This is a genomic window from Sphingobacterium sp. UBA5639 (assembly GCF_002421245.1).
In the GTDB taxonomy this organism is placed as follows: Bacteria; Bacteroidota; Bacteroidia; order Sphingobacteriales; family Sphingobacteriaceae; genus Sphingobacterium; species Sphingobacterium multivorum.
In genome coordinates this window covers 49759-63267 of the sequence record NZ_DIJR01000034.1, presented here as the reverse complement: position 1 = coordinate 63267, position 13509 = coordinate 49759, and the positions used below count along the sequence as shown (strand labels likewise).

Genomic DNA, 13509 nt, shown 5'->3' with positions numbered 1-13509 from the left:
TTATTGTTCTTGTTATTTGCATAATACTTGAGTAGTCAAGTATTATGCAAATATAACAGTTTTATTTAAATGGCCGAATAGAATAAAAGATTCTGCCAACAGCGCGCACGACAGCGCAATAAATCTATTTTCCTTACGAGAGAAGTTGGTTGGTATAAAACTACACTTAGGTGTAGCCTTGATTGACATAATCTATAATATTTTTGGACAAATTCTAATCGACAGGGGGCTAAAGCCAACGATTTTCAGAACATGGAAAGGAAAGAATCCTCAAATATTAACAAATTTATTACCTATAGCATAGTATAAATATGACAAATTGCAAAAACTGTGGGACAGATATAACGCTGAATTTCTGTCCGAAATGCGGACAGCCAGCGGTCCTTAAAAGAATTGATGCGCATTATATCGTCCACGAGATTGAGCATGTCCTTCATTTCGAGCGCGGCATCTTGTACACGATTCGTGAACTCATTACTACACCCGGAAAAAATGTAAAAAAATATATTGCCGAGAACAGGAGTCGCCTGGTAAAACCCATTATTTTTATCATCATCACCTCGCTGATATACTCTGTAGTAAGCCATTTTTTTCATGTAAACGACAAATATGTGAGCTATTACGAATCCCAACATTCTACTACGGGTTCGATATACCTCTGGATCCAGGATCACTATGGTTACGCCAATATCATGATAGGATTGTTTATCGCTTTTTGGGCGAAACTATTTTTTAATAAATACGGTTTTAATTTTTTTGAAATTGTTATCCTGCTGTGTTTTATTTTGGGAATCACGATGTTGATCTATACTATTTTTGCATTAGTTGAAGGTGTAACACATACAGGTGTTATGGTACAGGCTAGCATCGTCGCTATGGTATATAGCGTTTGGGCTATTGGACAATTTTTCGACCCCTACAAAATACCCAGTTATTTAAAAGCGCTCGCTGTTTATATTTTAGGTTATCTGTCATTTACTGTTGTCGTCGTTATTATTGGTCTATCGATAGACTTAATTTTAATGAAAAGATAGGTTATCCTCCTTTTTCCGTCCTTGTGAAACCTTTTAAAATAACATGATGGGTAAGTTTGCGCTGTAAACTTACCCATCCTATTACTCGTTGCCTGTTACAGATTATTTCTCAGATATCCCTGAAAATTATCTTGAAACTGAAGGCCGGACCCCAGTCTATATTTACTTAATTTATTGTTGAGGGTAAGTCCCCATAAAACGAATTCAGTCAGAAAATGGAGATCTTCGGGTTTCGTTTCCGGTTGGTATTGCTGAATTAAAGCATGGATAGGCTTCACTTGATCCAAAACCTGCCCGTACGCCAAATCGTTGAGTTCATCAGATAATTCGATTCCTTCTGATTCCGAAAACCAACGAACAATATCATCGTAGGGATAACGCTCGTTTTCTCTTTCCAGTTTCTCAATTTTTGGGAATAAAATCGGGAAAAGGCTTTTAATCGCGTTTTCTATCAGCTGCACTGCAACGACACCCGCTCCTTCTTGCTCGCCTTCATAAACGAGCTCAACTTTGCCGGTTATCGCAGGCACAATACCCATAAAATCACTCAGCCGTACTGCTGTTGCTTGTTCCCCACTTCGGAGCATGCGTAATTCAGCGGTACTTAATAAGTTTTGAAATGCTGTAATGCTCATACGCGCACTCACGCCGCTCTTTCCATCAACATATTCACTATTTCGTGCTTCAAAGCTTATCTGCTCAATCAATTCCCTAGCCAGCTCCGGGACATATATCTGCTCCTTCTGGGCCACTTCCAAGTTCGCCTCCTGCGCAGTAATTGCCTTTGCTATCTCAACCGATGCGGGGTAATGTGTAAGTATCTGCGATCCAATGCGATCTTTCAGCGGCGTCACAATACTTCCTCTATTGGTATAATCCTCCGGATTCGCTGTGAATATAAATTGTACATCTAACGGCAAGCGTAACTTAAAACCGCGGATCTGAATATCTCCCTCCTGTAATATATTGAAGAGGGCTACCTGGATTCTAGCTTGAAGATCAGGTAGCTCATTAATGACAAATATAGAACGGTTTGCCCGAGGAATCATACCAAAATGAATCACCCGATCGTCTGCATAGCTCAGTTTTAAATTTGCGGCTTTGATGGGATCTACATCACCGATCAAATCAGCTACTGTCACATCAGGCGTAGCCAGTTTCTCCACAAAACGATCACCTCTACCAAGCCATCTTATCGGTGTATCGTCGCCTTTCTCCTTCAGCAACTCTATCGCATAACGCGATATGGGGTCAAACGGATCATCATTAATCTCTGAACCTTGAACCACAGGCACATATTCATCCAATAAGTTGACCATGAGCCTAGCGAGACGTGTTTTCGCCTGACCGCGAAGGCCCAAGAAATTAATGTTGTGTTTGGAAAGTATTGCTCTTTCAAGTTCTGGAATTACGGTATCTTCATAACCATGTACCCCATTGAACACGGTTTCACCCGTCTTTATTTTTGTAATCAGATTCTGACGCAATTCTTCTTTTATTGTTTTAGGTTTATAACCCGAAGTTTTTAATGCACCAAATGTTGTAATCTTCGTGTAATCCATATATTCTTATCGTATTCTTTTTTTTCGATTTTCTTCGTAATCCTCAAAGATCATTTCACCTAGATCCCCAAGTCCCGTGTAATAAGCCTTCCCTTGATTTGAAGCTGTAAACTCGTCGACAAATTGCTGTAGATAAGGATCCGAAGCAATCATAAAGGTTGTAATTGGTATTCCCAACTTTCGAGCCTGCGCAGCCATACTATAGCATTTGCTGGTGATAAAAGGATCCAAACCCATAGGATTCTTATAGTAAGTGCCGTCCGGCATATTTAAACAGCTCGGTTTCCCGTCGGTTATCATAAAAATTTGCTTATTCGCATGCCGTTTTCGCCTTAGCAAGTCCATCGCTAGCTTTAAGCCCGCGACGGTATTGGTATGAAATGGTCCAACTTGCAAATAAGGAAGGTCTTTTATCGCGATAGGCCATGCATCGTTTCCGAAAACAATGACGTCAAGTGAGTCTTTCGGGTAACGAGTCAAAATAAGTTCTGATAAAGCCATCGCCACTTTTTTTGCAGGAGTGATCCGATCCTCGCCGTATAAAATCATACTGTGGCTGATATCGATCATCAACACTGTACTCATCTGTGACTTAAACTGTGTATCTTCTACGACGAGATCATTTTCGGATAAGACAAACTCACCTATCCCATGATTGATCTGTGCGTTTTTCAAGCTCTCTGTCAAAACTATTTTCTCCAGGCTATCTCCGTACTGATAGTTTCTGAAATCGCCCATATTTTCGTCACTCCGTCCCTGGTGATTGGTTTTATGATTGCCTGATTTCCCTTTCCTCATTTTCCCAAATATCTGGTCCAAGGCATGCTGACGCAAAGCTTTCTCCAGCTTTGAGGTAATATCTACGCCACCTTCACCACCAAACTCCACTTTTTCCCTGATATAACCTTTATTCTTCAGATCCGCAATGAAATCGTCTATCGTATAGGCTGGCGTCGTCAGTTTGAACTCTTTATCCAATTGCCTAAGCCAGTCAATGGCTTCATCAAAATCACCAGAGGTATGGGTAATCAGTTCTTTGAAAATGTCAAATAATTTATCAAAAGGCGTTTGAAACGGCTCTTCATATTGTTTGAAAAGAAAACCTTTCCTTCGTTTCGTGCTTTTCATGCATTCCTCTTATTAGTATGAAGAAGCTATCCAACTCCTGTATCGGATGCTTCATAGTATGAATTTACGAAATAATAATTTTTGTGAGCACCGTATGTCCATTTAACTTCAAAAACTGGCTATAGTATGACGCATAAAAAATAATGTACACTATAATTAATAGCAGTCTTGTTTACTTAGCCCGATTTTTTGGGTGATAGCATAAAGCGCTATTGGGAAAGCGTAAAAAGCCACAGAGAATTGGTATTCTCTGCGACTTCTTGATTTGGTTATTCCACAAATAGGATAGAATTACCTGAATAAGTACCAGCTTAATAAAGCAGTTCCAAAGTCGGTTTATTGGCGGCAGCTTCCCTACTACTAAAAGACATATCATTTGTAGAAGAGGTCGCAGCTGTATTTAAAAATAGAAAGGATGCTTTACGATCAGTGCCGGTCAGCAATCTGTTAATGGCCGAAGTGACGTCGATGGTCTGTAAACCTATCCCAGAAATAGGAATTTTACCGACAAGTACAGTATCCATTGGTGCATTGTTCCAATTAATGCTATTTTCCAACCAAGATGTCGTGGAGGTTGTATAAATATTAATAGTACGTTGTGGTGCTGTATTCACTCCTGCAACATACATTTTTAATTTTGCCGAACTCACTTTAGGTTTAGTAATCATCGAAATATCAAATTTAGTATATGCTTTACGTGCGTAAGATGTAGCGTCGGATTTGATGACAAGGTCAGTTGTAGTTCCATAATTTGTACTTGCATAGGTACCGTTGCGGACATAGGCATCGGCAAGAGAGCTTCCGGCATTGGCTACAACAGCATGCTGAAACGCTCCAACGTCTGGATTACCCAATGGCAGCACGTTTCCAGCGAAGTCCTCGCCCCCATTGTTACTTATAAATAAACCAGCATTAAGGGCGGCCGAACTGGAACCGACATCATAACCTTTTGCAGCGTCAAGGCCGTTTCCACCGATTGGATTGACAAATACCGGATCTTCATAGAAATTGTTGTTCCGTACGGTAGTTCCCCAGTTCAATGACGTAAATGTACTCGACGGGAATAAACAATTATTGTTAAACTTCAGTCCGTTATCGGCTTGGGTAGACAAACTACTAATGGTCGAGGTCGTGTAAAAAATATTATTTGAAAATGTTGCATAAGGCTTTCCTGAACTTACGCCATTCATGACGTTAAACAGGCTGGCGGTTGGATTTTTGATATAGAATACATTATTATAAATCTCACGGGAATCGTATGTCGTTTTTTCGATCAAAAAGAGCTTTTTTAACCGTGTTGTACCGATATCGTTAACAGAAACGTTATAGCGAACTTTAATATTCTTAGACTGGTTCATAAAAAGCATAAATCCGCCGTTGTTATCATGCGAATAATTGTATTCGAAAATATCTCCATCGGTTACTGAATTGGTATCGTAGCCATCGGCATCGAACGCGACTCCATCGTTAGCGCCCCCGCCTGTCATACCGTAAACTTCATTATAAGCCACCAGCGTATTCAAGCTACCAATTGTCCAAATACCCGCATAGTTTTCAGAGCCTGTGTTCATACATGCCTTATAGACCGTATTGTGTGTGATTTTACTTCCTCCCGTCACGCCGGACATAACGATTCCGTCGCCGTAGATATATTCAATCAAATTGTTATCAATAATAATATCTTTTGATCTTGCTGCCATAGCCCTATCGCCAGTGGTCCTTATCCCTTCAACGGAACAATTGGCTACGTGGCAACTTTGTACCAAAGCACCGTATATTTTACCGTCTAAGATAATCCCGCCAGAGCTTTTGTTATAATTGGTCTGTCCATCGATCGCACCATTGACGTCGTGAACATAACAATTTCTAACGGAGACATTGCTAATTGCTGTTCCTGCAGAACTGCCTCCAACCACGCGGATCCCCGTAGCAGCATAACTTGTTCCGCTTGGGATTGTATTTGTCAGTTCGAGGTTATTTACCTCAAAATAAGACACCCTATTGAGGTATAGTGCATTTGATCCGTTTCTCTTTCCACCACCGTTGATAATCGGACGAACATCGCCGCCATATTTATCTATAATAATAGGAGCTTCAGCCGTTCCCGAATTTTTCATATGCAACGTGTCATTCCATACGCCACCACTCTTGAACAAAATACGATCACCAGGGCCAAAAACCGAGGTATTAATTTTGGCCAGCGTTCTCCATGCTGCAGTTGTGCTCGTTCCTGTGCTATCATCGTTTCCGCTGGGATCTATATAGTAAGTATTACCTATACTTGCTAGATTTACCTTCGCTTTTGTTTTTAGTGATGTCGGAGAATCTAGTTGAACAGACTTTTGGCAGCTCAATAGCCCAATGATTCCAATAGAAATCACCATCATAAATTTTCTCATAATGCTGTTTTTAGTTTATAAATGTTATAATTCTTGCAGACGTATTCCTTATTCCAACGAATACGAATTGTATAATTTGATTAATAACATTAAATTATAAATAACTTGCCAACCACAGGGGGTAAAATCTGAAATAAAGAGGGGTAAAATTTTAAAGGCAGGTCAACATGTAACCAAGATAAATCAATGCATCTTTTTATGCTGACCTACATCGATATAGAAGAAAATTTGATACTTTTAGCTAATAACTACAGCCCTTAAGAACAATACGATATTATGGAAATAGATCAGTATATCAATACACTTTCGGAAACGGAGCAAGAGGTCATCCGTCAATTCCGGAAAGCGATAACAGAAAATGACAATACCGTCTCTGAGAGCTTCGGAAAATTCATGTCAAACCCTAATGCAATTAGCTTTAATGAACAGGGCGTATTTAAATACGGGCTAACAGTCGCAAAGAATTACATTTCGTTCCATTCCTTGGTTATCTATACTAACCCCGAATTGATGGAAGAACTAAAATTAAAATTACCCACGGCCAAATTTCAAAAAGGTTGTATTAATTTCAAAACATTGGATGAATTTCCCGCATCCGTATTGGCAGAACATATTGAGGCTTCATCCAAAATAGATTTTAGCCCCATGATAAATCGTTATTTGAAAAAGAAATAAGTACCTGGTCAATTCCCAGCATTCTATTTATTCACTTTTACGCGCAACAATAGCATAGACCATCGGAATTTTATTTCCCAAATGGGCTATTCTGAATTTTTTAGGATCTAGTTCTGTCATGTTTTTAAAAATGGGATAAGGTGAATAGTCAAATTCGTTCAGGTCTTGAATGTTTAGCCCATGATGAAGTAAAGCTCCAACGACCTCACTCATACTATGATTCCAGGTAACATAGGACTGCGAAATAGCTGCATCTTTATCGGCATAGGTTCCCTGCTCGGTTTCAACAATTGGAGCAACATTAAAATAATTATAGCCAATTTTGTCAAAATTATCATCGAACATCCAAACAACTGGATGAAACTCGACAAAAACAAACTTCCCTTTCGGTTTCAAGAAACGTGAAATTATTTTCCCCCATTTATCTAAATCCGGTAACCAAGTAATCGTTCCATAGCTGGTAAAGACCAGATCAAATTGTCCGTCAAGATGATTCTCAAGCTCATACAAATCACAACAGATAAACTGTACATCTGCATTCGTTTCTTTCGCAATTTCTCGGGCACTTTCAATCGCCTTGTCGGATAGATCAACACCAGTAACTTTGGCACCAAGTCTACTCAAAGAAATTGTATCCTGTCCGAAATGACATTGTAGGTGTAATATTTTTTTTCCGCTGATATCACCCAATAAGGCCAATTCGATTGAATTTAGCGAAGTCTCCCCTTTTAAAAATCCTGCTAGATTGTAAAAGTCTGATTTTAGATGTGTATCTGTTCTATTATTCCACGAGTGTTTGTTTATTGCGATGTAATTTTCTTCTGGATTCAAATCGTTCATTTGGTTTTTTATTAAACGGTTAATTACCGACTAAAGTACGCTAAAAACTGAATGCTATCGGATTCATCTTTTCCCCAATTTAAAAATAAGTGTTTTAAGAAATTAAGCTCGGTAAAAATTATCATAAAGGTTCTCTATATTTAAATCGATTATCCAATACATCCAAGTTTAAAAAGATGATGTATGAATAACACCTATTTACATGAAGAATAAATGACGATAAAAATATATAGACCAAAGAGCTTACTTCTAAAAAAATATATTGAATGCTTCTATGTACTTGAGAAAACTCACGAAGAAAAAGCGACGGCATATTTTACGTTTCCGAGCATTTACACCATAGTGACGATAAGTGAGCAGACCAAAACTAAGGTAAGCCCAAATGAGGTCATTACGAAGCATTGTCCGTCCAATTCGATAGAAACAAACCTTGTATGCAATTTTAATGAACCTGTTTTAGTGAGTTATGAGGGAAAAATAAATGAAATTACCACTTACTTCAAACCTCTTGGGATAAATGCTTTTATACCCAATGATTTAAGCTATTATAACAGCGGAACATTTCCCGATTTTAATCCGCACTTGGATTATAAAAACGCGATGGCATCTATCCTTTCCATTGATAAACAAGACAAGCGAATCAGGGCCTTAGAAGAGTATTGGATATCAAAATTTTGGCTATTTGAAAATGCATTGCTCGAAAACATAATCACCGAAATGCTAGATACAAGTAACCTCAATCAATCGATGTCAGAACTTTCGCTAAAAACAGGAAAATCGAGAACAACCATAAATAAGCAATTCGATCAACATATCTGTAAAACACCTTCCCAATTCAAAAAAATCATTAGATTTCGAGCTGCGATTCAAAGTCACCTCGAAGATGGCAACAAAATAGGTCTGTCTTATAACCTGGATTATTTCGATCAGTCCCACATGATCAGAGATTTTAAAAAATTAACAGGGTTTACACCAAAAATTTTCTTTTCCAAAATAGCTGATCTTGAACGGGACCAAATAAAATGGATTTTTATTTAGCAGGTTTACAAAAATACAATCACACTATTTTATTAAACAGTAACATTGCTCCATAATTATTTATACCATACGCTATGAAGCTTTTAATGTTACTTATGTTTTGTCCAATTTTTCTTGTGGCACAAGAAAAAACATCAGCCAAACTTGCCACCTATATGCAGGCACAAGCCGATGTAAATAATTTTAGTGGAACAGTTCTTGTCACGAAAAACGGTGCGATTTTATTAAAAAAAGCCTACGGTTTAGCAGATTATGAATGGAGGATCAAAAATACGATCGATACGAAGTTTCAGTTGGCATCGGTCACAAAACAATTTACCGCGGCTGCTATTTTACAGCTCGTAGACAGCGGAAGATTATCGCTAAACGATAAACTCAGTAAGATTTTCCCCGATTATCCAAAAGCCGATAGTATAAGTATCCACATGTTGCTGTCACACACCTCAGGACTTGCTATGGGTTTCAAAGAAATCGCATTAAGTAGTATAAGTAGCGATTCTGCTTATGCCGCCATCAAGAAAATTCCTTTCGAATGCTCACCGGGAACCAAAAGCGCCTATAGTAATATCGGTTATTATTTGTTAGCAAAGATTATTGAAAAGGTCTCAGGTGAGCATTACGCTTCTTTCTTAAAGAAAAACATATTTGATAAAGCTGGCATGAGTAACACCGGAGTCAGTAATAATGATTCCATCGTCACGAAAAAAGCAAAAGTATATTACCCTAATGCAGAAGGTTTTATCCATAATCCCCATATCAACTGGGAGATCAACCTGGGCCACGATGGCATTTATTCAACCGTTGAAAATTTAGCCATTTGGGACAAAGCACTCTATGGAACAACAATTCTATCGGCAGCGATGAAAGAAAAAATGTTTACACCATATAGCGCTGAAAATTGGGGCTATGGATTTATCATCAATCCATTTTACAATCACGGACATTATTTGATTGCACATGATGGCGGATTCTTTGGTACAATGACTTCTTTTAATCGATTTACTGAGGACAAACTCTTTGTCACTGTCCTTTCCAACAACGGCTCCCCCGCCCATATCATCGGGTATGGACTGTCTGCGATTGCGCTGGGTAAAGAAGTAGAGCTTCCCTATAAACATTATCCCACCAAAATAGATACGACGCTGTACGATAACTATGCAGGTGAATATGGGAAAATACATATATTAAAAATTACAGGCAAACTCTACTATAACGATGCGGATACTGAACTCATTCCCGAGTCTAAAACAAAATTTTTCAGGGCAGACGACAACGACAGAACAATCGAGTTTGTTAGAGACAAAACAGGAATTTACAATTCCCTTATTTTAACAAAAGGTGGCGTTAAGGAAGTTTCCCCAAGGACCAATAAAAATTAATGAACCCATATGCATGCTTTTAGCATCAAATGTGTAATCGACTCTTTGAAACCTTAAAGAAAAAAATTAAATTACGCCCTTATCAGTCCAGTGTTAAATAGTATACAAACTATCCTAAATTATAACATCGTGCAACAGACAGATCAAAATCCGGAGAAAGCTAAAAAGAGTCCTTTATTAAAGTCTTTTTTCGGATGCCTAGTGTTTATGGCAGCCTATCTCATCAGTTTTTTTATTTTTGATGCAGGCAACAATGTGAAGCTGAATTATATTATTTTTTCGCCGCTTGCATTTATACTGAGCTGGGTATTTTGCTATTTCTATCTGCTGTTAAAAGATACCAGTACTTTGAAATATTATCTACTGGGATGTATGCTGATAGCCGGTACAATTATATATACAAATGGTATTTTTGATATCGATATTAGGATTCAAAACTTCTTTCACTCGTCGACACTCCCGAAAAAATACGGGCAATATCTCGATATCAATAACACCAAAAATAGACTTGGACGACATGAAATCATTCTTTTCAAGGCGAGTAGTAATCCTATTGATCAGTTTTTGACAAAGAACAACGAATTAATCATCCATAGTTTGAGCAAGGCTAAAAACGCTAACGATGCAGAACCAACCATCCATATGTTTTATAAATTGGACAAAAACGGCAAGCAGATCGATCAATATTCTTACACACAGGATGAAGATAAGGATACAGAGATTCTTTTCGAGGGCTATCTGATTAACATAGGAAAACATTACTTTCGTAGCTGGCCATTAGATGGTGATACCACAAAAAACAGCATTGAAATACGCAATGCCGATCTCAACTGGACTGCGGATCAACAACGCCAACAACTAGATGATATCGATCGTAAAGCACAGTATTTTCTTTCTGAGCGAATCTATGATTTCGAACACAGCAATTCGAAAAGCTACTCAAAAAAAACGTATTTCATGGACGGTAAATGGCATATATTCTGTGAAAATATATCGGATGATGGTAATTTAAATCTGCAAACTGTGTCTAGAGGGCGTACAGTAAATGACCTTTTCGGACACTGGGACAAGAATGAATGGGTCACGAATCATTCCCCCGCCAATATTCAATCGGTTTATTACCAAAAAATCAGGCGTATTCGCAATCGACAGGATTTGAACAGCAGAAAATATGAGCAAGGCGATCGTTGGCAAGGTTGCCTTTTCTCACACCTTGTTGTCGAAAACGACACCTTAAAATTTAAAGATCATTTATATCTTGATGAGGAGTGGCATTGGTCTCAGATTGAAATCAATGGTAAGAATATTGGAGCGCTGACTTTTGAGGATACGGAACAATTTCATAACTATGGTTACTACTCAAATGCGGCTTTAAATTACCAGCTTTTCACCAGTCGACGCAATAGGCTTTATTTGATTAAAAGAATAGATCCTTAGCTTCATCCAGATAAATTAGGAAAAATAATAAGCAGACGAAATGCGGACTTGCTTTTTGCTATCCAAAATAATGACTATATTACATGAAATGAATTTTTGTAGAAATACATCCAATTTGATAGCCATTGGATCCTAGTGAAAATAAAATTCTGATATAGAAGGAAATAAAGCATATGAACAAAAGATATTTTTTCTACTTCATCCTCATTATCACCTTGTTCGCCTCGTGTGGTCTTATTCATAACCTTCCTGATTCGGCATCTCCCAATACTGGTGTAGATCCCAATTTATGGTATTCATTTGTGGATCAGAATGGAAATTTCTACCCCGATAATTGGAAGAAAAGTTATGGCATCCCCTCGAATAAAGCTGCTAGAGACCCTTATTCACTGATGAAGATTGCCACCGACAGAGGCGACCGCGAACAGTTACTTGCTTTTGAACGCGGTAACATGCTGCGTCTGTCAAAACGCATTGCACCAAAAAAACGTGTGTTCATTTTAGTTCATGGCTTTAATGCCGATGAAGAATCCGTTGTAAAACAATATAAATATATTGCCGATCATATCGTTACAAATCCCAAAACCGACGAAATTATTCGCTTTTATTGGGATGGTTTACGATCAACCTCTCCGTTTCGATCTGCAAAAAACTGGTTTTCCGCAGCCTCCTTTAGCCAGATGGCCGGTGAATTTGGATTGAGACGTATACTGAATAATATGGCCGATAAAGATGTCTTCATTATCTCTCACAGTCGTGGAGCATCTGTGGTGATGAGTGCTATTTCGAATCCGGAATACAACAGTTCTTTTTCCGCTCAGGCCAAAGACATTCATAAGGTCGATATCGAGCGGGCAAAACCTTTATTGGAAAACAAAAACAGGATTACCTGTATTATGTTGGCGCCAGCCATAGGGCTTTCCGAATTTCAGTATACCGATACAACAACTAACACCAAAAAATTTGTGGAACTGAGCTCCCAGGTTAAGAAAATACATATCACCATAAATGGTACGGATAAGATGTTGAAGAAGTTTTTTGGATTCTTATCGAATAAACTTAATCCAACAGATCTGGGATATAAAGAGGAAAGTTTTAACGCACTTAAGAAAAATTATACCATCTTTTCGATGACTGATTTCACAGGAATGTCAAGCCATGACTTTAGTCGTTATATCCGAGATCCCAAATTCAAACAGATGCTTCGGGAGGAATCCATCCAAGTACAATAAGATGGTCGCTCGTCTAATTAAGTCAATAGGCTATGAATCGAAACTATTCGCTCAAAACGGCCATGGTTACTTACGGAAACAGGCAAGCGCCTCTTCCCATCCCTCAGAACGAGGCTTGGGACTCCGAGAGAATCTTTAATAATTCCATCTCTTTTGATTTCAACAATATCGTCCAAATGAACTAATTCGCCAGCTGCTATGGTATGTATAAAATCAGGGGAAACGATGGTCTTCGTATAATACCTTTTTCCTTCGCAGATGACTTCTCCCCTCGCCTTGCAAGAAGATCGTTTATGAACTGAACACCGCAATTTCAAAGGGATGTACTTTCTGATTCCTGTCTGTCTATTCCATATTTTATAAGCAGCCTCTTTCATGCTCCATAAGAGCCAAACAACAATTTCGGGGTCTGGACTGTTCACAATCAACAGTTGTTCCTGCTCATCAAATAGTTTTGAAACAAAGCCCCTACGCCTCCAATTACTCTCTTTTCTGGACTGAACCAGATCGATAATGTCATTACCAATCATTTTTCTTGTAACTTGCTTTCGATTATTTCGACTGCGGCTCCTATATTAAGCATACGCTCCATGTCAGAATTTTCAATAACGATCCCAAATTGATCTTCGATATCCAGTACAATATCGACCAAATTGGCTGAATTAATTTGTAGATCACGCATAAAATCAGTCTCTTCAGTAAGCTTTGCGAAAGCTTCTTCGTTTGTTGTGTAGGGTGCTATAATTGGTTTTAAAGCACCGATCAATTCTTCTCTCTTCATAAAT

At 38.4% G+C, this 13509-nt stretch carries 12 protein-coding genes; 6 read left to right on the top strand and 6 right to left on the bottom strand.

What is annotated here, in order from left to right:
- Positions 1-311: 311 nt before the first annotated feature.
- Entirely contained in the window at positions 312-1034 is a 723-nt protein-coding gene (locus B4Z90_RS21640) for a DUF3667 domain-containing protein (protein WP_115048112.1), read from the top strand.
- Between the two features lie 95 nt (positions 1035-1129).
- On the opposite strand, the gene B4Z90_RS21635 is transcribed toward B4Z90_RS21640, so the two are convergent.
- The 3 genes from B4Z90_RS21635 to B4Z90_RS21625 form a co-directional block, all read right to left on the bottom strand.
- On the bottom strand, positions 1130-2596 hold the full coding sequence (locus B4Z90_RS21635; RefSeq protein ID WP_115048110.1) for a sigma 54-interacting transcriptional regulator: 1467 nt from the start codon (positions 2594-2596) through the stop codon (positions 1130-1132).
- A gap of 6 nt (positions 2597-2602) precedes the next feature.
- Complete coding sequence (locus tag B4Z90_RS21630; RefSeq protein WP_115048109.1) at positions 2603-3724, bottom strand: vWA domain-containing protein; 1122 nt, start codon at positions 3722-3724, stop codon at positions 2603-2605.
- Between the two features lie 311 nt (positions 3725-4035).
- A complete protein-coding gene (locus tag B4Z90_RS21625; protein ID WP_115048107.1) occupies positions 4036-6123 on the bottom strand; it encodes a DUF7594 domain-containing protein in 2088 nt (695 codons plus the stop codon).
- Between the two features lie 276 nt (positions 6124-6399).
- On the opposite strand from B4Z90_RS21625, the gene B4Z90_RS21620 reads away from it, so the two are divergent.
- On the top strand, positions 6400-6798 hold the full coding sequence (locus B4Z90_RS21620) for a DUF1801 domain-containing protein (protein ID WP_115048105.1): 399 nt from the start codon (positions 6400-6402) through the stop codon (positions 6796-6798).
- Between the two features lie 27 nt (positions 6799-6825).
- Here the strand turns inward: B4Z90_RS21620 and B4Z90_RS21615 are convergent, their stop codons facing one another.
- Complete coding sequence (locus B4Z90_RS21615) at positions 6826-7638, bottom strand: class I SAM-dependent methyltransferase (RefSeq protein ID WP_236560168.1); 813 nt, start codon at positions 7636-7638, stop codon at positions 6826-6828.
- A gap of 213 nt (positions 7639-7851) precedes the next feature.
- Between B4Z90_RS21615 and B4Z90_RS21610 the strand changes: the two genes are divergently transcribed.
- The 4 genes from B4Z90_RS21610 (at position 7852) to B4Z90_RS21595 (ending at position 12724) form a co-directional block, all read left to right on the top strand.
- Complete coding sequence (locus tag B4Z90_RS21610) at positions 7852-8676, top strand: helix-turn-helix domain-containing protein (protein ID WP_070568657.1); 825 nt, start codon at positions 7852-7854, stop codon at positions 8674-8676.
- Between the two features lie 116 nt (positions 8677-8792).
- A complete protein-coding gene (locus tag B4Z90_RS21605) occupies positions 8793-10055 on the top strand; it encodes a serine hydrolase domain-containing protein (RefSeq protein ID WP_201639365.1) in 1263 nt (420 codons plus the stop codon).
- Positions 10056-10184: 129 nt separating this feature from the next.
- On the top strand, positions 10185-11492 hold the full coding sequence (locus B4Z90_RS21600) for a hypothetical protein (RefSeq protein WP_159332897.1): 1308 nt from the start codon (positions 10185-10187) through the stop codon (positions 11490-11492).
- 173 nt (positions 11493-11665) lie between these two features.
- Positions 11666-12724, top strand: coding sequence for an alpha/beta hydrolase (locus tag B4Z90_RS21595; RefSeq protein ID WP_070568666.1), 1059 nt, complete (start codon positions 11666-11668; stop codon positions 12722-12724).
- A gap of 17 nt (positions 12725-12741) precedes the next feature.
- Here the strand turns inward: B4Z90_RS21595 and B4Z90_RS21590 are convergent, their stop codons facing one another.
- Positions 12742-13254 (bottom strand): 4'-phosphopantetheinyl transferase family protein, encoded by a 513-nt coding sequence (locus B4Z90_RS21590; RefSeq protein ID WP_115048101.1) that lies wholly within the window; start codon positions 13252-13254, stop codon positions 12742-12744.
- A complete protein-coding gene (locus B4Z90_RS21585; protein WP_070568672.1) occupies positions 13251-13505 on the bottom strand; it encodes an acyl carrier protein in 255 nt (84 codons plus the stop codon). The genes B4Z90_RS21590 and B4Z90_RS21585 overlap by 4 nt, the downstream gene beginning before the upstream one ends.
- Between the last annotated feature and the right edge of the window lie 4 nt (positions 13506-13509).